Origin of the sequence: Pseudomonas sp. Z4-7, from assembly GCF_051131965.1 — a bacterium.
Taxonomy (GTDB): domain Bacteria; phylum Pseudomonadota; class Gammaproteobacteria; order Pseudomonadales; family Pseudomonadaceae; genus Aquipseudomonas.
The window spans coordinates 623,486-644,994 of record NZ_CP071642.1 but is presented as its reverse complement, the minus strand read 5'-3'; the positions used below and the strand labels follow the sequence as shown (position 1 = coordinate 644,994).

General features: G+C 61.2%; 16 protein-coding genes. 5 read left to right on the top strand and 11 right to left on the bottom strand.

What is annotated here, in order from left to right; genetic code table 11:
- Nucleotides 1-58 precede the first annotated feature (58 nt).
- Nucleotides 59-1,342 (bottom strand): L-pipecolate oxidase, encoded by a 1,284-nt coding sequence (gene amaA / locus J3P91_RS02740; protein WP_434602671.1) that lies wholly within the window; start codon nucleotides 1,340-1,342, stop codon nucleotides 59-61.
- A 168-nt stretch (nucleotides 1,343-1,510) separates the two neighbouring features.
- The gene (gene amaB, locus J3P91_RS02735; RefSeq protein ID WP_434602670.1) at nucleotides 1,511-3,001 is read right to left on the bottom strand and encodes an L-piperidine-6-carboxylate dehydrogenase; all 1,491 of its coding nucleotides are present in this window, start codon (nucleotides 2,999-3,001) and stop codon (nucleotides 1,511-1,513) included.
- Between the two features lie 179 nt (nucleotides 3,002-3,180).
- On the opposite strand from amaB, the gene J3P91_RS02730 reads away from it, so the two are divergent.
- The 3 genes from J3P91_RS02730 to nadE all read left to right on the top strand — a co-directional run bounded on the left by J3P91_RS02730 (nucleotide 3,181) and on the right by nadE (nucleotide 6,384).
- Nucleotides 3,181-4,089: a LysR family transcriptional regulator gene (locus J3P91_RS02730; protein ID WP_434602669.1), complete on the top strand. Its 909-nt coding sequence runs from the start codon at nucleotides 3,181-3,183 to the stop codon at nucleotides 4,087-4,089.
- 236 nt (nucleotides 4,090-4,325) lie between these two features.
- On the top strand, nucleotides 4,326-5,552 hold the full coding sequence (pncB, locus tag J3P91_RS02725) for a nicotinate phosphoribosyltransferase (RefSeq protein ID WP_305497159.1): 1,227 nt from the start codon (nucleotides 4,326-4,328) through the stop codon (nucleotides 5,550-5,552).
- A gap of 4 nt (nucleotides 5,553-5,556) precedes the next feature.
- Entirely contained in the window at nucleotides 5,557-6,384 is an 828-nt protein-coding gene (gene nadE / locus J3P91_RS02720) for an ammonia-dependent NAD(+) synthetase (protein ID WP_434602668.1), read from the top strand.
- Nucleotides 6,385-6,568: 184 nt separating this feature from the next.
- Here the strand turns inward: nadE and azu are convergent, their stop codons facing one another.
- A complete protein-coding gene (gene azu / locus J3P91_RS02715; RefSeq protein ID WP_434574295.1) occupies nucleotides 6,569-7,015 on the bottom strand; it encodes an azurin in 447 nt (148 codons plus the stop codon).
- A 340-nt stretch (nucleotides 7,016-7,355) separates the two neighbouring features.
- On the opposite strand from azu, the gene J3P91_RS02710 reads away from it, so the two are divergent.
- On the top strand, nucleotides 7,356-7,943 hold the full coding sequence (locus J3P91_RS02710) for a TIGR00730 family Rossman fold protein (protein ID WP_434569989.1): 588 nt from the start codon (nucleotides 7,356-7,358) through the stop codon (nucleotides 7,941-7,943).
- Nucleotides 7,944-8,011: 68 nt separating this feature from the next.
- Nucleotides 8,012-8,197: a hypothetical protein gene (locus tag J3P91_RS02705; RefSeq protein ID WP_434602667.1), complete on the top strand. Its 186-nt coding sequence runs from the start codon at nucleotides 8,012-8,014 to the stop codon at nucleotides 8,195-8,197.
- A 73-nt stretch (nucleotides 8,198-8,270) separates the two neighbouring features.
- On the opposite strand, the gene J3P91_RS02700 is transcribed toward J3P91_RS02705, so the two are convergent.
- The 8 genes from J3P91_RS02700 to dnaB all read right to left on the bottom strand — a co-directional run bounded on the left by J3P91_RS02700 (nucleotide 8,271) and on the right by dnaB (nucleotide 21,436).
- Nucleotides 8,271-8,648, bottom strand: coding sequence for an NUDIX hydrolase (locus J3P91_RS02700; RefSeq protein ID WP_305497168.1), 378 nt, complete (start codon nucleotides 8,646-8,648; stop codon nucleotides 8,271-8,273).
- 144 nt (nucleotides 8,649-8,792) lie between these two features.
- Complete coding sequence (locus J3P91_RS02695; protein ID WP_434602666.1) at nucleotides 8,793-9,686, bottom strand: transglutaminase family protein; 894 nt, start codon at nucleotides 9,684-9,686, stop codon at nucleotides 8,793-8,795.
- The gene (locus J3P91_RS02690; protein ID WP_434602665.1) at nucleotides 9,686-12,172 is read right to left on the bottom strand and encodes a circularly permuted type 2 ATP-grasp protein; all 2,487 of its coding nucleotides are present in this window, start codon (nucleotides 12,170-12,172) and stop codon (nucleotides 9,686-9,688) included. The genes J3P91_RS02695 and J3P91_RS02690 overlap by 1 nt, the downstream gene beginning before the upstream one ends.
- Before the next feature lie 207 nt (nucleotides 12,173-12,379).
- Nucleotides 12,380-15,673, bottom strand: coding sequence for a DUF2126 domain-containing protein (locus J3P91_RS02685; RefSeq protein ID WP_434602664.1), 3,294 nt, complete (start codon nucleotides 15,671-15,673; stop codon nucleotides 12,380-12,382).
- A 175-nt stretch (nucleotides 15,674-15,848) separates the two neighbouring features.
- Complete coding sequence (locus tag J3P91_RS02680; RefSeq protein ID WP_434602663.1) at nucleotides 15,849-16,310, bottom strand: hypothetical protein; 462 nt, start codon at nucleotides 16,308-16,310, stop codon at nucleotides 15,849-15,851.
- Nucleotides 16,307-17,227 (bottom strand): NAD synthetase, encoded by a 921-nt coding sequence (locus tag J3P91_RS02675; protein ID WP_434569994.1) that lies wholly within the window; start codon nucleotides 17,225-17,227, stop codon nucleotides 16,307-16,309. Before J3P91_RS02675 ends, J3P91_RS02680 begins: the two co-directional genes overlap by 4 nt.
- Nucleotides 17,228-17,530: 303 nt before the next feature.
- Nucleotides 17,531-19,831: a YgiQ family radical SAM protein gene (locus J3P91_RS02670; RefSeq protein WP_434569995.1), complete on the bottom strand. Its 2,301-nt coding sequence runs from the start codon at nucleotides 19,829-19,831 to the stop codon at nucleotides 17,531-17,533.
- Between the two features lie 207 nt (nucleotides 19,832-20,038).
- Entirely contained in the window at nucleotides 20,039-21,436 is a 1,398-nt protein-coding gene (dnaB, locus tag J3P91_RS02665; protein WP_014336312.1) for a replicative DNA helicase, read from the bottom strand.
- Between the last annotated feature and the right edge of the window lie 73 nt (nucleotides 21,437-21,509).

Here is a 21,509-nt window from a genome sequence, read left to right as displayed (position 1 = left end):
CCATAACAGGCTAGCCGCTGTGTTGAAAAACGCCGCTGCCCGTAACACTTTTCAACAATCAGATGACGATCCGCAGGCACTGGCCCGCGTGATACAGGGAAAAGCCCGCCTCATACAGGCAACTGCGCAGGCCCACGCCGGCCAAGGGTTCCATGGGCGCGAAAGGGATCGGCAATGCCTTGGCATCGCCGTGGCACAGATAATCGGCGAATGCCTTGCCGACCACGGTGCCGGTGGTCACGCCTCGACCGTTGTAGCCGGTGACTGCCACCAGGCCTGGCGCCGGCTCGAACAGGCGCATCAGATGATCGGGCGTGAACGCGATGCAACCGGTCCAGGTGCACTCCCACTCCACGGGTTTGAGGTAAGGGAAGTAATGCTGCTGCACCCGGTCCGCCCAGGCCTTGAGAAACCAGGTTGGCTTACGGTTGCCATTGCCCAGGCTGCCGAGCAGCAAGCGCCCGTCCTTGTCCCGGCGAATGCTGCTCAATACCTGGCGAGTATCCCAGGAACCTTGCCCGCCCGGCAGAATGCGGTGGGCGGCCGCGTCGGTCAGTGGGACCGAAGCGACCTGATAGTAATATCCGGGAAAGAAATTGCGCCGCAGTTCGGTCCAGTCGCCTTCGGTATAGGCGTTGGACGCGATCACGACTTGCTCGGCCAGCACCGAGCCCTGGGCAGTCTGCACTGACCAGCGCTGGCCTTGGCGTTCCAGGCGCGTGACCTTCGAATGATCGAACAACTGGCCGCCAAGGTCCTTGGCGGCCTTGGCCAGCCCGCTGGTATAGGCCATCGGGTTGAGCGTGCCGGCGCGGCGATCGAGCAATGCCGCGGCGATCCTGTCGGTGCCGGTAGCCTCGGCACAGGCTTGGCCGGTCAGCAGTTCCACTGGCGCGCCACGGCGTTTCCATTGTTCTTCGCGGCTGCGCAGGTCCGCCTCGCCCCGGGCGTTGTGGGCCATATGCAGGGTGCCTTCGCGGCGCAGCTGGCAATCGATGTTGTATTTGTCGACGAGGCTGAATACCAAGGCCGGCGCGGCCCCGAGCATGCGGTTGAGCTGGCTGCCCACCGCCTCGCCAAAACCGGCCTCGATATCATCCGGCGGGATCCACAGGCCGGCGTTCACCAGCCCGACGTTACGCCCCGAGCCGCCATGTCCGGCCCGATGGGCTTCCAGCACTGCCACGCGTTTGCCCTGCTCGAGCAAGTGCACCGCCGCTGACAGACCGGTGAAACCGGCGCCGATCACACAGACATCTACCGTGACCTCGCCTGTGAGCACGGTGTTTTCGGGCCGTTGTGGCGTCAGCTTTTCCCACAGACATTCTTCGCGTAACGGCATTGCCAGACTCCAACAGAAACCTAACAAACACAGAATTCAATGTGGGAGCGAGCCTGCTCGCGAAGCGGTTCATCTGCCAACCTTCATATTGGCTGATCCGGCGCTTTCGCGAGCAGGCTCGCTCCCACAGGGGGACTATTTCCACAGAGAGCTTTCGCTGACCGGTTCTCAGTCGAAAGTAATCCCCTGGGCCAAAGGCAGTTCCAGCGAATAATTCACAGTATTGGTCTGACGACGCATATAGCCGCGCCATGCATCGGAGCCGGACTCGCGACCGCCGCCGGTTTCCTTTTCGCCACCAAAGGCACCGCCGATCTCCGCGCCGCTCGGGCCGATGTTGACGTTGGCGATGCCGCAATCGCTGCCCACCGCCGACATGAACTGCTCGGCCTCACGCACGTCGGTGGTGAAGATGCACGACGACAAGCCTTGGGGCACGGAATTGTTCAAATCCAGCGCTTCAGCAAAATCCTTGTAACCGACCACGTAGAGGATCGGCGCGAACGTTTCGTGGCGCACCACGTCGCTTTGCTCCGGCATTTCGACGATGGCCGGCGAAACGTAGTAAGCGTTCGGGAACTGTTCTTCGAGCTGGCGCTTGCCGCCAAACACCCGACCGCCTTCGCTCAGCGCCTGTTCCAGCGCATCCTGCATGTTGTCGAAGCTCTGCTTGTCGATCAGCGGCCCTACCAGGTTGCCTTCCAGCGGATGACCGATGCGCACTTTCGAGTAGGCGGCCTTGAGGCGGGTGACGATCTCCTCCTTCACCGAGTCATGGGCGATCAAACGGCGCAGGGTGGTGCAGCGCTGGCCGGCGGTTCCGACGGCGCTGAACAGGATCGCCCGCACGGCCATGTCCAGGTCGGCGCTCGGGGCCAGGATCATGGCGTTGTTGCCACCCAGTTCGAGGATGCTGCGGGCAAAACGCGCCGCGACTTTCGGTGCGACTTCGCGCCCCATCCGGGTGCTGCCGGTGGCGCTGATCAACGCCACGCGCGGGTCATCCACCAAGGCTTCGCCGGCATCGCGGCCACCGATGATCACTTGGCTCAGGTACGGCGGCGCATCACTGAAATTCTCCAGTACGCGCTCGAACAATGCCTGGCAGGCCAGGGCAGTCAGCGGGGTTTTCTCCGACGGTTTCCAGATCACCGAATTGCCGCACACCAAGGCCAGCGTGGTGTTCCAGGCCCACACCGCCACCGGGAAGTTGAAGGCGCTGATCACCCCGACCACCCCCAGCGGGTGCCAGGTTTCCCGCATGTGATGGCCCGGTCGCTCGGAGGCGATGGTCAGGCCATACAACTGGCGGGACAGACCGACGGCGAAATCACAGATGTCGATCATCTCCTGCACTTCACCCAGGCCTTCCTGGGTGATCTTGCCGGCTTCCCACGACACCAGTTCGCCGAGGTCGGCCTTGTATTCACGCAGCAGGTCGCCAAACTGACGCACCAGTTCGCCGCGACGGGGCGCCGGCACCTTGCGCCACAAATCGAAGGCATGTTCGGCACGGCTGACCTGTTGCTCGACTTCAGCGGCGCCTTCCCAGTTCACCGCGCCGATGCGACTGCCGTCGATGGGCGAATGCACGGGCTGTTTGCCGTTCTGGTACAGGGCCGGGTTGACGCCCAGACGATCAAGCAATGCAGCAACCATGGGTAATTCCTCATGCGAAAGACAAAGATGTTGCAGCCGGGCAATCACGGCTGATCAGACCTGTAGTTGTAGCTGGCCCGAGACTTGCCAACAAACGACCTTTAAGCGAGATATCATTCCGTTTATTCATGCTGACCTGATTACAGGACAAGCAGAGCGACCAGAACCAAGGCCCCGTCATGCTCAATAAACGTTATTTGCCGTCGATCACGGCGCTGCAGTGCTTCGAAGCGGTGACCCGTCACCTGAGCTTCACCCGCGCCGCCGAAGAATTGAACCTGACCCAGAGCGCCGTCAGCAAACAGGTCGCGCAGCTTGAAGAATTGCTGCAACACCTGCTGTTTCGCCGCGTTCGCCGACGCTTGCAGCTGACGCCCGCCGGGGATCTGTATCTGGGGGAGGTGCGAAAAATCCTTTCTCAGGTAGAGATGTCGACCCATTACCTGCGTTCCTACGGTGGCGACACCGAAGTCCTGCGAGTCTCTACGCCTCCGACCTTCGGCGCCCGCTGGCTGGTCCCACGCCTCAAGGGCTGGCGCCTGCGCCATCCGAGCATTCATCTGGATCTCTGCAGCGAGCAGGAGGCCGACGACTTGCAGCAGGGACGCAGCGACCTGGCGTTCTATTTCGGCCAGGCCTCACGGCCCGGGACTGAATCCTTGAAGCTGTTCGGTGAAGAACTGGTACCCGTCTGCGCACCGGGCAGCCTGCCGGACCAGCCTTTTACCGACCCGACGCAACTGGCCGATCTGGTCCTGCTGCAAAACGCCTCGCGCCCCCAGGCCTGGCACGACTGGTTCGATGACCAGGGCTACCACACCGAACACAGCTATCACGGGCCGCGCTTCGAAACTTTTTACATGTGCATCCGCGCCGCGCAGGTCGGCTGCGGCGTTGCACTGCTGCCCAGATTCCTTGTGGAAGAAGAACTGGCCGACGGCAAACTGGTCATTCCCTGGCAACATGCAATGCCCAGCACCAATGCCTATTACCTGGCGTACCCGGAACATTCGGCGGAGGTGCCCAAGGTGCGGATGTTCGTGGAATGGATGCTGGAGCAGATCGATAGCCCTGATGCGCCGCCATAGCGACAGTTGCCCCCCGTGGCGAGGGAGCTTGCTCCCGCTGGGCTGCGCAGCGGCCCTAAAAATCTGTCAGATGAAAAATTCTGCGTCTGCTTCGCAGCCGAGCGGGAGCAAGCTCCCTCACCACAAAAGATCTGCGGACGCTAAAAAATACTGGCAATAACCATCACGGTTATGCGCCACTAGACCTTTGAACACGAACTGCCGCACGCCGCAGCACCCGTCTGGAGATTCCCATTATGAGCGAGAGCGTGTTTGCCGATCGCATCGTGCAGAACCTGCTCGACACCGACTTCTACAAGCTGACGATGATGCAGGCGGTGCTGCACAACTACCCCAACGTCGAGGTGGAATGGGAGTTTCGTTGCCGCAACAGCGAAGACCTGCGCCCTTACCTCGCGGAAATTCGTTTCCAGATCGAACGCCTCGCCGAGCTGAGCCTGAGCGCCGACCAGCTGGGCTTTCTCGAGCGTATCAGCTTCCTCAAGCCGGATTTCCTGCGCTTCCTGGGCTTGTTTCGCTTCAACCTGCGCTATGTGCACACCGGCATCGATAACGGCGAGCTGTTTATCCGTCTGCGCGGGCCCTGGCTGCACGTCATCCTGTTCGAAGTACCGCTGCTGGCCATCGTCAGCGAGGTGCGCAACCGTTATCGCTACCGTGAAGTCGTCCTGGAACAGGCGCGAGAGCAGCTTTATCGCAAGTTCGACTGGCTGACGGCCAACGCCAGTGCCGACGAATTGTCCGAACTGCAAGTGGCCGACTTCGGTACTCGCCGCCGGTTTTCCTACCGTGTCCAGGAAGAAGTGGTGAACGTGCTCAAGCACGACTTCCCCGGCCGCTTCGTCGGCACCAGCAATGTGCACCTGTCCCGAGAGCTGGACATGAAGCCCTTGGGCACCATGGCTCACGAATGGATCATGGCCCACCAGCAGCTGGGCCCGCGACTGATCGACAGCCAGATCGCCGCGCTCGACTGCTGGGTTCGTGAATACCGAGGCCTGCTGGGCATCGCGCTGACCGACTGCATCACCATGGATGCGTTCCTCAAGGACTTCGATCTGTTCTTCGCCAAGCTGTTCGACGGTTTGCGCCATGATTCGGGGGATCCGGTCATCTGGGCTGAAAAGGCCATTGCCCACTACCACAAACTGGGCATCGACCCGATGAGCAAGACCCTGGTGTTCTCCGACAGCCTGACATTGCCCAAATGCCTGGATATTTTCCGCGCCTTGCGTGGTCGCATTAATGTGAGCTTCGGTATCGGGACCAACCTGACCTGCGACATTCCAGGCGTGGAGCCGATGAGCATCGTGCTTAAAATGATCAGCTGTGACGGGCAACCCGTGGCCAAGATTTCCGACGAGCCCGGCAAGACCCACTGCAAGGACCCGAATTTCGTCGCCTATATGCGACATGTTTTCCAAGTACCTGCCGCCCTTTCTGGCACATCAAGCAAGGAGTGAATTCATGCAAGCCGTACAGCGTGAGATTGCTGAACAGCTCAAGGTCCAGCCACCGTTCGCCGATGACGCCGCCCTCAAGGCCGAAATCGCGCGCCGGGTGAGCTTCATTCAAGACTGCCTCGTCAACTCGGGTCTCAAGAGCCTGGTGCTGGGTATCAGCGGTGGGGTCGACTCGTTGACCGCCGGCCTGCTGGCCCAACGTGCCGTGCGCGAGCTGCGGGAAAAAACCGGCAATTCGGCGTACCGCTTCATCGCCGTGCGCCTGCCGTACGAAACCCAGTTCGATGAGCACGAAGCCCAGGCCTGCGTCGATTTCATCGAGCCGGACGAGCGCCATACCGTCAACATCGGTCCGGCGGTCAAGGCATTGGCGAAGGAAGTCCTGGCATTCGAAGGCAAGGCGCCGGGTTCGCGGGATTTCGTGTTGGGCAATACCAAGGCACGGATGCGCATGGTGGCGCAATACACCATCGCAGGCGCGGAGCAAGGCCTGGTGATCGGCACCGATCACGCGGCCGAAGCGGTCATGGGCTTCTTCACCAAGTTCGGTGACGGCGCCTGTGACCTGGCCCCGCTGAGCGGCTTGGTGAAAAACCAGGTCCGGGCCATCGCCCGGGACTTCGGCGCGCCGGAGTCGCTGGTGGAAAAAGTCCCCACCGCTGATCTGGAAGACCTGTCGCCGGGCAAGCCGGATGAAGCCGCCCATGGGGTGACCTACGGCGAGATCGACGCCTTCCTGCAGGGCCAACCGATTCGCGAAGAGGCGGCCAGGATCATTTGCGAAACCTACCGCAAGACCGAGCACAAGCGAGTGTTGCCGTACGCTCCGTGATCACCACGGTGGTCTGATATCACCTGTGGGAGCGAGCCTGCTCGCGAAGGCGTCGCATCAGCGACATCGTTGCTGACTGACACACCGCTTTCGCGAGCAGGCTCGCTCCCACAGGGGTCGGGTATTTACCAAGTATAAAAAAAGCGCCCTGCACGGGGGCGCTTTTTTTGTGCCGGAAATTTGATTACTTCAGAGTGACCGTGCCTTTCATCATCGAGATGTGGCCCGGGAACGAGCAGAAGAAACCGTACTTCTCGGAAGCACTCAATTTCGAAACATCAAAGGTCACCGAGTCGGTTTCCTTGGCGCCGATGATTTTGGTGTGGGCGATGATGCGAGCATCACCTTCCTTCAGGTAATCCTTGTCAATGCCAGCGGCCAGACCGTCCGTGGCGATCGGCTGCATGTCAGCCTCTTTGCTCAGCACCCAGTTATGACCCATGACGTTTTTTGGCAGGTTGCCGGAATGAGTCAGCTCAACGGTGAAGGTCTTGCAGCTCTTGTCGATTTCGATGGCCTTGGTATTGAAGGACATCTGGTCGGTGGAATCGATGGTGGTCTTGCACTCCGCTGCCATCAGTTGGCTGCTGGCCAGTGTCAACAGGGATACTGCTACAAGTTTGGCGAACATCATGAATCTCCAAGGCATGGTTAACAAAAATCCGTCAAAGGGGAAGACTGCCTGATTTTCCAGCAAGTTCCTATGACCCGTGTCTAAGATTGTATACAACTTAAGACTATCAGCCTGATGGACAGAATCAACCAGCCACAAGTATGACTCGCCCGTTACGATCGGCTCCATCACCTCTGGAGCAACCGTCATGAACCTCAACAGCCTGTTATGCAGCCTGCTCGCCGCCTACGCTTGCGGCGCCAGCGGCACCTACGAAAAACCCCGGCGCGAGGTTTAATTCTTTGCGCAACAAGGGGCAGGCTTTACTCTGGACCGGTTAGCGATCACGGAGTAAAGCATGTCCATATCGTCTGTTTGTGTATTTTGCGGCGCCAGCACCGGCAGCCATCCGGCCTATCGCGAAGCGGCTCAGGCCCTGGGGCAGGCACTGGCGGAGCGAAAACTGACCCTGGTCTACGGCGGCGGCGCGGTCGGCCTGATGGGAATCGTCGCCGATGCAGCCCTCGCGGCTGGCGGCGAAGTGATAGGCATCATCCCGCAAAGCCTGAAAGACAAGGAAATCGGCCACAGTGGCCTGACCCGCCTGGAAGTGGTGGACGGCATGCATGCGCGCAAGGCCCGCATGGCTGAACTCAGCGACGCATTCATCGCCCTTCCCGGCGGCCTCGGCACCCTGGAAGAACTTTTCGAAGTGTGGACCTGGGGCCAGCTCGGCTACCACGCTAAACCGCTGGGGCTGCTGGAAGTGAATGGTTTCTACAGCAAACTCACCGGTTTCCTCGATCACATCGTCGGTGAAGGCTTCGTCCGCGCGCCGCATCGTGACATGCTGCAAGTGAGCGACTCGGCCCATGACCTGCTCGATGCGCTGGATGAATGGCAACCCTCGGTACCGCCGAAATGGGCCGAGCAAAAACCCAGCTAACGGCTCGACCCCGATACAGGGCAGAATACGCGCCGCTCAACCTCACCTTCGACCCCAGAGGATCGCCCATGGCCAAACCCAATTATTCCTTCGCCAAACGTCAGAGAGACCTGGCCAAGGAGCAGAAGAAAGAGGAAAAGCTCCAGCGCAAGAAAGCCACCGCCGATGAAGCAGCACTGAACCTCGATGCTGAAGGTGAAGTGGCGGCAGACGATGATGCAGATGCACCGAAAGACCAGGCCCCCGACGCCTGACTCCTCCAGGGCCCGATGATCCGATCCGGCCCCACGGTTTTGTGTCCAGGGCCGGCAGCCTCGCTGCCGGCCCTCACAACCCCAGCGCGTTGATAATCGACAAGCGATAACCCGCAGGCAGGTTCGCTGGCAACTGGCTTGGCTCGAACAGCCCGATCTCCTTGTGCTCATGACTGATCGTCGGCACGAAACCGCCCAGCAACTGGCAGCGGTAAGTGGAGATGAACACGTGCTTGCCGGGAATCACCTCGAACAGATACGAATCCAGCGGTTCGCCCACGCTGACCTCGACCGCCAGCTCCTCGGCGATTTCCCGTGCCAGGCACTGCGGCGGCGTTTCGCCCAGCTCGATCCGCCCACCGGGCAACTCCCATTCGTCCCGTTCGTTGAGCATCAGCACGACTAGGCCGTCGGGAGATTGCAGTACGCCTTTGATGGAAACCGGGAACATATAAAAGTCTCATTGTCAGTCAGTTCCCCTGTGGCGAGGGAGCTTGCTCCCGCTGGGCCGCGAAGCGGTCCAAAGACTTTACGGTCGCTGCGCAACCGAGCGGGAGCAAGCTCCCTCGCCACAGGTGTTCATTGGAACATCAGGTCACTGTTCCAACGGCATCACCGTCACCCGTACTTCCGGGTCATGGGTACCGCCCCCCAGAATCACCCCGCGCAAAGGCGACACATCGGAAAAATCCCGGCCCCAGGCCAGGGTGATGTGCTCCAGGGACGGTTGCACGTTGTTGGTCGGATCGAAATCCACCCATCCCAGCACCGGGCAAAACACCGAAATCCAGGCGTGAGACGCATCGGCACCAATCAATCGAGCCTGGCCGGGGGGTGGCTGGGTCAACAGATAGCCGCTGACGTAACGCGCCGCCAATCCGCGAGAACGTACGCAGGCCAGCATCAAGTGGGCAAAATCCTGGCAGACGCCCCGGCGTCGCTCCAGCACTTCCACCAGCGGTGTCGCGACCTGGGTGGCCTCCGCGTCGAAAGTGAACTCCTCGAAGATTTTTTCCATCAGCGCCTGGACGCCGAGCATCAACGGACGACCAACCGGGAAACAACTTTCGGAAAACTCGACGAAGCTGCGCTTGAGGTGCACATAGGGTGACTCGAAACGATAGCGGCATGCATCCAGCAACTGCGCCGTCAGCGGCCGGCCGCTGTAGGTCAATGCATGACGAGTGGATTCCCAGGCGGGCGATGAACCGAAATCCAGTGGCGGGCGCGCCAGCACCTCGACGCTCAGGCGGGCATTGACCAACAGCTCATCGTGGGGCCGCTCGAAGGCCAGGCGGGTCAGCGGATTGCCGAACACATCCTGTTCATCGCGACGGGTCGTGGGCTCCGGGCTGATGGTCAGTTGTCGTTCGGTACAGCGCTGCCATTCACAGGGCCGCGGCCATAGATGCGCCAGTTGCTGGGCGAGGGACACCGGGCTGTCGTAATGATAGTGGGTGTCGTGAAGGATCTGGTAACGGGCATTCATCAGACGGATACCGTGCGCTGGCTGACGTCGTCAACATGGGCGAAATGGCGCAAGGCCAGGCGATCGGACACCTGCCCGCTGACATCGGCGACTTCCTGCAGCAGATCGGCCAGACCGTCGAGCGCCGCGCGCAGGCTGGCTTCGCCAAACAAAAGACTCTCCAGGCAGCGCAGGTCAAAGCGCGACAGTCGCGCCACCAGTTCCGGCAGGGCGGTTTCTCTCGGCGCGCCAAAATCGTCGTTCAGACGCTTGACGGTGCGCGCCACCAGTTTCAACTGGAAGAGCACTGCGTGAGGGTTCTGTTCGTCCAGCAACAGAAGATCGAGCACCGGGATCAGCTGCGCCACCGCCAGGTATCGCGAACGGTAGGTGATGCTGCTGTTGCCCAACTCCAGCAACCATTCCAGCCCGGCCTGATCGAAAACCGCCTCGCCGCGCAGGAATGCCGCCAGGCTGCTGCTGAGAAATTGCAGACGCTCCAGGCGCCGTCCGATCATCAGGAAACGCCAGCCCTCGTCGCGGGTCATGTCGTCCAGGGCGAACCCGGACAACGCGGCCAGGGACATCACCAGTCGATTGAGAAAATCCAGCAGCTCACCGAAGTCCGGCTCGCTGGTTTCCAGCTCCACGGCTTCGCGTTGCAGTTCCACCAGTGCCTGCCAGTTCTCCCGGGACAGCTTGCCACGGACCTGCGAGGCCGCCCACTGCAAGCGCTGCAGATTGGAGCGCAGGCTGAACGACCAGTCATCCCCGAGCATGGCCGCCAGCAGGCGCTCGGGCAACTCGCCCTCCTCCGGCAACAACATCAGGCTCTCGCCCAGGGCAACCGCCGATTGCAAGGCCTGCGGATCATCGCCATCGACATAGCGCGCCAGCATGATCCGCAGCAGACGGGCGCTGTCATCGCAACGTTCGCAGTAGCGGCCAAACCAGAACAGGTTTTCCACCACACGAGACGGCAGATAGGGATCGCGGCGCACCAGATCATGCACGCCCACGGTTCGCTGGGCCTTCCATTGCTCACCGCCGGGCGCCTGCTCGCCAAGTACCCAAGTGTCCTTGCTGGCGCCTCCGCGCTGCATCGACACCACTTCGGCATCAGCCTCGGCGGCCACGCGGGTCAGGCCTCCCGGCAGCACTCGATAATCGTCTTTGCCGGACACCGCATAAACCCGCATGCCAATGGCTCGGGGCTGGATCTGGCCGTCTTCGGCCTGCCATACCGGCGCCTGGGACAGTTGCGCCAGTTCCTGAGCAACATAGGCATAGGGCCGCGCCTGCATGCGTGCGGCCAATTGAGCGCGCTGGTCTTCGTCCAGGTCACGACCGAATACCGGCGTGAAGCTCTGGGATGGAAACGCCGGCTTGATCAACAACTGCGGCAATTTCTCCAGGGCCTGGGCCAGCACCGGCGGCTCTCCGCACCACCAGGTAGCGATGGAGGGCAGCATCAGCTCTTCACCGAAAAGAAACTGACTTATTTTCGGCAGGAATCCCAAGAGCCCGGGAGACTCCAGGACTCCGCTACCCAGCGCATTGGCCACCAGCACCCGCCCCTGACGCACCGCCTCCAGCAATCCCGGCACGCCCAGGGCCGAATCGGTGCGCAACTCCAGCGGGTCGCAGAAATCATCGTCGAGCCGACGCATGATCGCGTGGACCCGACGCAGCCCGCTGAGAGTCTTCAGATAGACCGTGGCGTCGCGGACGGTCAGGTCGCCGCCTTCCACCAGCGGATAGCCGAGCTGGCGCGCCAGATAGAGGTGTTCGAAGTAGCTTTCGTTGAACCGACCAGGCGTCAGCAGTACCACCAGCGGCGGCTCGCCGTTGCTGGGAGCCTGTCGCGCCAGGGTCTCTTGCAACGTGCGGAAGAAACCGGACAGGTGCTGCACCTTGAGGTCGCGATAAAGGTCGGGGAAGGCCCGCGACACGATGGTGCGATTTTCCAACGCATAACCGGCGCCCGAGGGCGCCTGGGTCCGATCCGCAGTCACCCACCAGCGGCCGTCGGGCGCGCGCGCCAGATCCACGGCATACAAGTGCAGGTAGTTGCCGTCTGGCGGTGTGATGCCCTGGCAGGGCCAAAGAAAATTGTTGTGCCCAAACACCAGCTCTGCCGGCAACAGCCCCTCGCTGATCAGCAGCTGCGGCCCGTACAGGTCGGCCAGCACGGCATTAAGCAAGCGTGCCCGCTGGGCGATGCCGGCCGACAGTTGCGTCCACTCCCGAGCGTCGATGACATGGGGCAACAGGTCCAGCTCCCAAGGCCGATCAGCTCCCTTGGGGTCTGCATAGACGTTATAGGTGACGCCGTTTTCCTGGATCTGCCGGGCGAGCAATGCCTGGCGCTGGATCAACTGAGCCGGCGTGCTGCGCTGCAATTGGTCGAACAGCCGCCGCCAATGCGCACGCACCGCACCGCTGTCATCCAGCAATTCGTGATAGGTGCCCGTCGTCAACGGGTAACGGTCAAGCAGGTCAGGCATGGAAAGCTCGGCAGGACGGCAATGAAAGGTGAGACTAGCGCAGGCAGATGACACCCGGATAGGTATGTTTGAGCTGAATCCGGCAAGAGGCCTCAGGGCAATCATTGTGGAAAGGGAGCTTGCTCCCGCTCGGTTGCGCAGCGACCGTAAAATCCTGGGGCCGCTGCGCAGCCCGGCGGGAGCAAGCTCCCTCGCCACAGGGTAAATCTATCGTTTCAATGCCCCTTGGAAGCGTCGCAGATCAAGAGTGAAGGGAAATTCGTCATCCGTTGCCAGGTTCGGTATCGGAAGTTTCCCAGGCGTGTGTCCGATCCGGAAGAAACGCGCCATCCGCCGGCTCTCCGCTTCGTTGGCGTTGACCGGCAGGCTGTCATAGTTGCGCCCGCCCGGATGCGCCACGTGGTACTGGCAGCCGCCCAGCGAACGTTGCATCCAGGTGTCGAGCACATCGAATACCAGCGGTGCATGGACCGGGATGGTCGGTTGCAGGCAGTTGGCCGGTTGCCAGGCGCGGAAACGTACCCCGGCGACGAACTCACCGACTCGACCGGTGGGTTGCAAGGGCACCGGTACGCCGTTGCAAGTCAGCAGATAACGTTGTGGAGCCAGGCCGCTGAGCTTGACCTGCAAGCGCTCCAGGGACGAGTCCACGTAGCGTACGGTGCCGCCCGCCGTGCCCTCCTCTCCCAGCACATGCCAGGGTTCCAGCGCCTGACGCAACTGCAGCTCAATACCATTGACCGCGTAATCGCCGACCTTGGGAAAGCGGAACTCCAGGTGCGCGGCGAACCACTCGGCCCGCAGCGGATAACCGGCGACATTGAGATCGTCGATGACATCGGCAAAATCCTGCTCGATGAAATGCGGCAGCAAGAAGCGATCGTGCAGCTCAGTACCCCAGCGCGCCAGTTTCGCCGGCGCGTAGGGTTCACGCCAGAACCGCGCCACCAGCGCCCGCAGCAGCAACTGCTGGGCCAGGCTCATGCGGGCGTGGGGCGGCATTTCGAAAGCGCGCAGCTCCAGCAAGCCGAGACGCCCGGTGGCGCCGTCCGGTGAATAGAGCTTGTCGATGCAGAACTCGGCGCGGTGGGTATTACCGGTCACGTCGATCAACAGGTTGCGCAGCAATCGGTCCACCAGCCAGGGCGGGCACGCTTCGCCAGGCTCGGGCATTTGCGCGAAGGCGATCTCCAGTTCATATAACGCGTCGTTGCGCGCCTCGTCCACGCGGGGCGCCTGGGACGTCGGGCCGATGAACAGTCCGGAAAACAGGTAGGACAACGACGGATGGTTATGCCAGTAGCTGATCAGGCTGCGCAGCAAGTCGGGACGACGCAGGAAGGGCGAGTCAGCCGGCGTCGCGCCGCCCAGGACGAAATGGTTGCCGCCACCGGTGCCGGTGTGTCGACCGTCGATCATGAATTTTTCGGTGGTCAGCCGGTTCAGCCGCGCCTGCTCGTAAAGAAACTCGGTGCGCTCGACCAGCTCATCCCAGGTCGCCGACGGTTGCACGTTGACCTCGATGACGCCCGGGTCAGGCGTGATGCGAAAATTGCTCAGGCGCGGATCGCTCGGCGGCTCGTAGCCTTCCAGCAGCACAGGGCAGCCCAGTTCTTCGGCTGTTGCCTCGATGGCGCTGACCAGTTCCAGGTAATCCTCGACCCGCTCCAGCGGCGGCATGAACAGATAGAGCCGCCCTTCCCTGGCCTCGGCACAGAACGCAGTGCGCGTCAGCCAATCGGCCGATTCGTCGATTTTCGGCGCGCACTCCTGTTCCAGGGCCGGCTCGCCGTGATGGGTGAGCTGCTCGGTGCCAGGCAACTCGGGCAAGTCCTGGTTCGGGTCGGTGGGATGGATGAACGGATACTCGGCTGCCGTTACCCATGGCTGCGACGCCAGCGGCAAGCGATAGCCCAGCGGCGAATCGCCCGGCACCAGCCGACAATGGCTGTCGCGCAAATACCAGCGGCCGCTTTGCCATTGATCGCCCTTGGCGGTGCGCGCCAATGGCAGGACCTGGCCGACCACTTTGTCCAGGCCCTGGCTGAAGACCTTGCGCAACCGCGCCCGCTCCAGGGGATCCTCGAGCCGAGGGTCCTCGGCTGTCACGTTCGAAGGCAAATTACCCTCGCGCCAGAGGTAATGGAAATTATCTTCGTAGGCCGCGAAGACGAACCGCGCGGGAATATTCAGGCGTTCGGCGACACTCGCCAGGAAGCGCCCGGCCAGTTCGCCATCGGCGCCGTAGTCCTGCTGTTCATCGGCGATCAGCGCGTTGTCGCGCCAGATCGGCACGCCGTCACGCCGCCAATAACAGTTGAGCGACCACCGCGGCAATTGCTCGCCGGGGTACCACTTGCCCTGGCCGAAGTGCACCAACCCCTCGGGCGCGTAGTGCTTGCGCATGCGCTGGAACAACTCGGCGGAGAGGCGACGCTTGTCCGGGCCGAGCGCTGCGGTATTCCACTCGGCGCCGTCCGGATCGTCGATGGAAACGAAGGTCGGCTCGCCGCCCATGGTCAGGCGCACGTCGCCCTCCAGCAGGTCGCTGTCGATCTGCCGGCCCAACGCCTGGATCGCCTGCCATTGCTCTTCGGTGTATGGCTTGGTGACCCGTGGCGCCTCCCAGATTCGCTCGACGGACATTTCGTGGCTGAACTGGCACTCGCAAGGTTCCACCAGGCCGCTGATCGGCGCTGCCGAGGACGGATCGGGACTACACGCCAAGGGGATATGCCCTTCGCCGGCGAACAACCCGGACGTGGCGTCCAGACCGATCCAGCCGGCGCCGGGCAGGTACACCTCGCACCAGGCGTGCAGGTCGGTGAAGTCCACTTCCGTACCGGACGGACCGTCGAGGCTTTTCACATCGGCGGTCAACTGGATCAGGTAACCGGAGACAAACCGCGCCGCCAGGCCCAGATGACGCAACAGTTGCACCAGCAGCCAGGCCGAATCCCGGCAGGAACCGGACGCATGTTCCAGGGTGTGCTCCGGCGTCTGCACGCCGGGCTCCATGCGGATCAGGTAACTGATGTCTTCGCTCAGGCGCTGGTTCAACGCCACCAGGAAGTCCACCGCCGGCAGTGGCGTGCGGTCGATGCCGTCCAGATAAGCCTTGAATCTCGGCGTCAGCGGCAGCTTTTCCAGATAGGGCATCAGCTCGTGTTTTTCGTCGGCGGCATAGGCAAACGGAATCTTCTCGGCGTAGGGCTCAAGGAAAAAATCGAATGGATTGAACACCGCCATCTCGGCGACCAGATCGACCTCGACCCGCAGCTCATCGGTCTTTTCCGGGAACACCAGCCGCGCCAGGTAATTGCCCTGAGGGTCTTGTTGCCAATTGATGAAGTGCTGATCGGGCGAGACTTTCAGCGCATACGAAAGAATGCGCGTACGGCTATGGGCGGCCGGGCGCAGCCGCACGATCTGCGGACCGAGTTCGACAGCGCGCTCGTAGCGATAGTGTGTGACATGGTGCAAAGCGACATGGATCGACACGGCGTGCCTCCTGCGGAGCCTGGGCGTTATCGAAAGCGGCGCAAGACTTATGCCATGCAGGCAGGTCGGACACTTTCTACGTCTACTCAGGGCAGTAGAGCACTAAAACCGCGCGATGCCTGTATTGATCTGCAACGGCCGCACATAAATGCGGCGCGGGCGGTAGCGAATCGACTCAACGGCGCGGACGCGAGGCCTTGGCGGATTGGATGATGCGTTCACGCTGGTGGCGGATTTCGACGAGCTTGCGGCGCATTTCCCGGTGGCGTTTGCTGTTGAGCAGCAACAGAGCAACCGATGGAAAAAATAAACTCAAACTGTAGATCAGCGAATCAGGTCGATATTCGATAGTGGGTAATACACATAAAAAACACAACCCAGACACCCCTACCAACGGCCATACCCAGAATGGACGTCCGCGCGCAATCATGAAGTTGCAATGCACCACAACAAGCGTAAGCGTGATGCCCCCCCAGAAAGACCACTTCACGTTATCCGCCATTGATAGCGTCCCAAAATAGCTATCAAAAAACAGTGGAACAGCAAAAACCAAAGAAAAAATCGATGCGAATATCGCGCCTATGAAGACCGGAAAATATTGCGACAGAAATTGGCGGATGCTGGGCTGGACACTCACTCCTCAATCTCCTCATACAGCCCTACAGCAATAGTCCGGACATTCCCAGAAATCGCGCTTCCGGTGAAGCCGATGGCAGCTCCCAAAGCATCCCGAATCTGCGTGACCGTGGCATGCTTGATTTGAGTGGACGTAAAACGCTTGGGTAGCTCGCCAGACAGTTGTTTCAATTTGAGCAATTTGGAGGTCAAGCGCGGGTCATTGATACTCAGCAATTCTTTGGTGAGTTTGGCTCGCTCCTGACGATTCAATCCCCGAAGTACTTCCCGCACACTTTTGCCCGTCGCAGCTTTGTTCAATCTGACCAGTTTGAGCGTCGTCAGCGACGATGCTCCAACCCCAACCAACGACGCAGCGTCCAATGCGATCATGGTGTACTGGTACCACTCTTCACTATCGAGCTGATCATTTCGGGCGGGGTTAACCATTTCATTGCGCATGCGATAACCGCTGGTAAAACACTGCGCCGTGCTGGCCGCAGCGGCGGTGTAACCCAGAACAGCGATTGCAGTGCTGGCCCCCGCAGAGAATGGAATAGCAACGGAACCGCTGAGTACCACTACCCAACCGATAACGGCCCCAGCGCACGACAACGAGGTATTGATCGCTTCGCCAACCAGTCGTGATTCCCGTGGATTGTCCTGCACCTGCTGAGCAAACTGAGCCGGCGCAATATATTTCTGCGCCTCGCGCAAAATGATTCGCTTTGGCTTGATGCTGCAAATGGGCTTGAACTCGCGCAAAGTCACCACGTTGAACTCAGCGTCGATATACACCACACCGGCACCGACGATGCCGGGATCGGCGTCAATGGCGGCGAACAATCGTGGCAGGTTGATCTGGCTTTCGATGCGCTGGCGAGCCATTCGCTGGGAAATGCTGTTATCCATGCCGATGCCCGGCAAAGGGGTACTCATATGAATCGTCCTTGAGAATCGGAAAGTGGGCCTTTATCCACATCGAACACCTGTGGCGAGGGAGCTTGCTCCCGCTCGGCGGCGAAGCCGTCGTAAACCGGCCGGCACGGTCTGCCTGGGAACATTGCATGGGATTGTTTGGGGCCGCTTCGCAGCCCAGCGGGAGCAAGCTCCCTCGCCACAAAAGCTATGTTATCCGCCGTTACGCCGTTTGGCGGGCGCCACGATAACAAACGGCCAGCACTGCCGCTAGAAAGCAAAACGCCAGCACTCAGGCTGGCGTCTTGCAACCGGGCGGGGCGATCAGCGCGGCACAACCGGCTTGCGCGCAGGCTTCGGTCCCTTGCCCTTGGCCGCATCCTTGCGCTCCTTGGCAGCCTTCTGATTACGGGCGAACGCAGCGGCCTTGGCTTGCTCGCGTTTGTCCCAGGCGTTACCGCCGTCGCTCGCGCGCGGTGGCAAACCGGTGTGCTGGGTCAGGATCTTGGTGGTTTCCTTGCCCACCTTATGGCTGCCAGCCGGCGTCGAGTTCTTGCGACGAGCGCTCTGGTAGCTGTCGGTCGCCGGCTGGTGCAGCGGGATCAACTGGTTCTTGCCCGGCCCGATCAGGTCGGCGCGGCCCATGCGGGTCAGCGCTTCGCGCAGCATCGGCCAGCCTTTCGGGTCGTGATAACGCAGGAATGCCTTGTGCAGGCGGCGCTGCTCTTCGCTCTTGACGATGGTCACCGCGTCGCTCTTGTAGGTGACCTTGCGCAGCGGGTTCTTGCCCGAGTGGTACATCGCGGTGGCCGTGGCCATCGGCGACGGATAGAACGCCTGCACCTGGTCGGCCCGGAAGCCGTTGCCCTTGAGCCACAGCGCCAGGTTCATCATGTCTTCGTCGGTAGTGCCCGGGTGAGCCGCGATGAAGTACGGAATCAGGTACTGCTCTTTCCCGGCTTCCTTGGTGTACTTCTCGAACATCCGCTTGAATTTGTCATAGCTGCCGATGCCCGGCTTCATCATCTGGTTGAGCGGACCTTCCTCGGTGTGCTCCGGGGCGATCTTCAGGTAACCGCCGACGTGGTGGGTCACCAACTCCTTGACGTACTCCGGCGACTCGACCGCCAGGTCGTAACGCAGGCCGGAGGCAATGAGGATCTTCTTCACCCCAGGCAACGCCCGGGCGCTGCGGTACAGCTGGATCAGCGACGAGTGGTCGGTATTGAGGTTCGGGCAGATGCCTGGGAACACGCAGGACGGCTTGCGGCACGCGGATTCGATTTCCGGGCTCTTGCAGGCGATGCGGTACATGTTCGCGGTCGGGCCGCCGAGGTCGGAAATGACCCCGGTGAAACCAGGGACCTTGTCGCGGATCTCTTCGATCTCACGAATGATCGACTCTTCGGAACGGTTCTGGATGATTCGACCTTCATGCTCGGTGATCGAGCAGAAGGTGCAGCCGCCAAAGCAGCCGCGCATGATGTTCACCGAGAAACGGATCATGTCGTAGGCGGGGATTTTTTCCTTGCCATACGCCGGATGCGGGACACGCGCGTAAGGCATGCCAAACACGTAGTCCATTTCTTCAGTGGTCATCGGAATGGGCGGCGGGTTGAACCAGACGTCGACGTCGCCGTGCTTCTGCACCAGGGCACGGGCGTTGCCCGGGTTGGTTTCCAGGTGCAACACGCGGTTGGCGTGGGCGTAGAGCACCGCGTCGCCACGGACCTTTTCCACCGACGGCAGGCGGATCACGGTCTTGTCGCGGGTCATCTTCGGGCTCGCCAGGATCTGTACGACCTTGGCTTCGCTCGGGTCGTCGACCGGCCCTTTCTCCTGCTCGATGGCGCAGGCTTGCGTATCCTGGGTATTCACGTACGGGTTGATGATCTTGTCGATCTTGCCCGGACGGTCGATGCGCGTGGAATCGACTTCGTACCAGCCTTGCGGCGTGTCGCGACGGATGAACGCGGTGCCGCGCACGTCGGTGATGTCTTCGATCTTGTGGCCGTAGGACAGGCGCTGGGCGACTTCGACAATCGCCCGCTCGGCGTTGCCGTAGAGCAGGATGTCGGCGCAGGCGTCGATCAGGATCGAATTGCGCACCCGGTCCTGCCAGTAATCGTAATGGGCGATGCGGCGCAGGGACGCTTCGATACCGCCGAGTACGATGGGCACGTGCTTGTAGGCTTCCTTGCAGCGCTGGCTGTAGACCAGGCTCGCACGGTCCGGCCGCTTGCCCGCCAAACCGCCCGGCGTGTAGGCGTCATCGGAACGGATTTTCTTGTCGGCGGTGTAGCGGTTGATCATCGAGTCCATGTTGCCGGCCGCGACGCCGAAGAACAGGTTGGGCTCGCCGAGCTTCATGAAGTCGTCTTTGGACTGCCAGTTCGGCTGGGCAATGATGCCAACGCGAAAGCCCTGGGCTTCCAGCAGGCGGCCAATGATCGCCATGCCGAACGACGGATGATCGACGTAGGCATCACCGGTCACGATGATGATGTCGCACGAATCCCAGCCGAGCTGATCCATCTCCTCCCTGCTCATCGGCAGGAACGGCGCTGGGCCGAAACATTCGGCCCAGTACTTGGGATAGTCAAATAACGGCTTGGCTGCTTGCATGTCGATGACCGGTATAGAAGATGAAAAATCGCGGGCGCGGAATATAGCACAAAAAATAACCAATTGTGGCGAGGGAGCTTGCTCCCGCCCGGCTGCACAGCAGCCGGATCCCCGGCACACCTGGATTACATGTGCAAACTGGGGGGCTGCTACGCAGCCCAGCGGGAGCAAGCTCCCTCGCCACAAAGGCGGGTCAAGCGAACAGATCTACTCGTCATCATCAAAATTGTAGCTACCCGGCGCCAGGTTTTCGAAGCGCGTGTATTTGCCGATAAACGCCAGGCGGATAAAGCCGATCGGGCCGTTCCGCTGCTTGCCGATGATGATTTCGGCAATGCCCTTGTGTTCCGTCTCGGGGTGATACACCTCGTCGCGGTAGACGAACATGATGACGTCGGCGTCCTGCTCGATCGCTCCGGATTCCCGCAAGTCCGAGTTCACTGGACGCTTGTTGGGGCGCTGTTCCAGGGAACGGTTCAACTGCGAAAGGGCAACGACTGGGCAGTTGAATTCCTTGGCCAGGGCCTTGAGGGAACGGGAGATCTCGGAAATCTCGTTGGTCCGGTTGTCGCCGCTGGAACCGGGGATCTGCATCAACTGCAGGTAGTCGATCATGATCAGCCCGACCTCGCCGTGCTCACGCACCAGGCGACGGGTTCGGGCGCGCATTTCCGACGGGCTGATACCGGCGGTATCGTCGATGAACAGCTTGCGGTCGTTGAGCAGGTTCACCGCCGAGGTGAGGCGCGGCCAATCGTCGTCTTCCAGCTGGCCGGAACGGACCTTGGTCTGGTCGATACGCCCGAGGGACGAAAGCATACGCATGATCAGCGATTCGCCTGGCATCTCGAGGGAGTACACCAGCACAGCCTTTTCGCTGCGTAGCACGGCGTTTTCCACCAGGTTCATCGCAAAGGTGGTCTTCCCCATGGACGGACGGCCGGCGACGATGATCAAGTCGGACGGCTGCAGGCCGCTGGTCTTCTCGTCGAGGTCGGTGTAGCCGGTGGACAGGCCGGTAATGGCGTTGTCGGTGTTGAACAAGGTGTCGATGCGGTCGATGGCCTTTGTCAGCAGGTCGTTGACGCTCACCGGGCCGCCGGTCTTCGGCCGCGCCTCGGCGATCTGGAAGATCTGCCGCTCGGCTTCGTCGAGAATCTCAGCGGCGGTGCGACCTTCCGGGTTGAACGCACTGTCGGCAATCTCAGTGCTGATGCCGATCAACTGGCGCAAGGTCGCCCGCTCGCGCACGATCTGGGCGTAGGCCTTGATGTTGGCGACCGACGGCGTGTTTTTCGCCAGTTCGCCGAGGTAACCGAGGCCGCCGACCTGGGATGTCTGACCTTCCTTGTCCAATTGCTCGGCCAGGGTCACGACGTCGATCGGCATGTTCTGATCTGCCAACTTGGCGATCGCGCGGAAAATCAGGCGGTGGTCATGCCGATAGAAATCGCCGTCGGAGACTTGATCAAGCACGCGTTCCCAGGCGTTGTTGTCCAGCATCAGACCACCGAGCACGGCCTGTTCGGCCTCGATGGAATGCGGAGGCACCTTCAAGGCAGCGGTTTGCAGATCGTATTGCTCGGGGGCGGTGATTTCGTTCATGGCCACGTCAGGTTATGAAAATCAGGAATTGCAGAAAGACAAAGGGCACGACCTGTAGACAGGATCGTGCCCG

Excerpts from the sequence above, each read along its gene's own strand:
- amaA (WP_434602671.1), bottom strand. The coding sequence starts at position 1,342 with ATGCCGTTACGCGAAGAATGTCTGTGGGAAAAGCTGACGCCACAACGG.
- J3P91_RS02675 (WP_434569994.1), bottom strand. The coding sequence starts at position 17,227 with ATGAGTACCCCTTTGCCGGGCATCGGCATGGATAACAGCATTTCCCAG.
- azu (WP_434574295.1), bottom strand. The coding sequence starts at position 7,015 with ATGTTCGCCAAACTTGTAGCAGTATCCCTGTTGACACTGGCCAGCAGC.
- J3P91_RS02700 (WP_305497168.1), bottom strand. The coding sequence starts at position 8,648 with ATGTTCCCGGTTTCCATCAAAGGCGTACTGCAATCTCCCGACGGCCTA.
- J3P91_RS02705 (WP_434602667.1), top strand. The coding sequence starts at position 8,012 with ATGGCCAAACCCAATTATTCCTTCGCCAAACGTCAGAGAGACCTGGCC.
- pncB (WP_305497159.1), top strand. The coding sequence starts at position 4,326 with ATGAGCGAGAGCGTGTTTGCCGATCGCATCGTGCAGAACCTGCTCGAC.
- J3P91_RS02695 (WP_434602666.1), bottom strand. The coding sequence starts at position 9,686 with ATGAATGCCCGTTACCAGATCCTTCACGACACCCACTATCATTACGAC.
- dnaB (WP_014336312.1), bottom strand. The coding sequence starts at position 21,436 with ATGAACGAAATCACCGCCCCCGAGCAATACGATCTGCAAACCGCTGCC.
- J3P91_RS02670 (WP_434569995.1), bottom strand. The coding sequence starts at position 19,831 with ATGCAAGCAGCCAAGCCGTTATTTGACTATCCCAAGTACTGGGCCGAA.
- amaB (WP_434602670.1), bottom strand. The coding sequence starts at position 3,001 with ATGGTTGCTGCATTGCTTGATCGTCTGGGCGTCAACCCGGCCCTGTAC.
- J3P91_RS02710 (WP_434569989.1), top strand. The coding sequence starts at position 7,356 with ATGTCCATATCGTCTGTTTGTGTATTTTGCGGCGCCAGCACCGGCAGC.
- J3P91_RS02690 (WP_434602665.1), bottom strand. The coding sequence starts at position 12,172 with ATGCCTGACCTGCTTGACCGTTACCCGTTGACGACGGGCACCTATCAC.
- J3P91_RS02730 (WP_434602669.1), top strand. The coding sequence starts at position 3,181 with ATGCTCAATAAACGTTATTTGCCGTCGATCACGGCGCTGCAGTGCTTC.
- nadE (WP_434602668.1), top strand. The coding sequence starts at position 5,557 with ATGCAAGCCGTACAGCGTGAGATTGCTGAACAGCTCAAGGTCCAGCCA.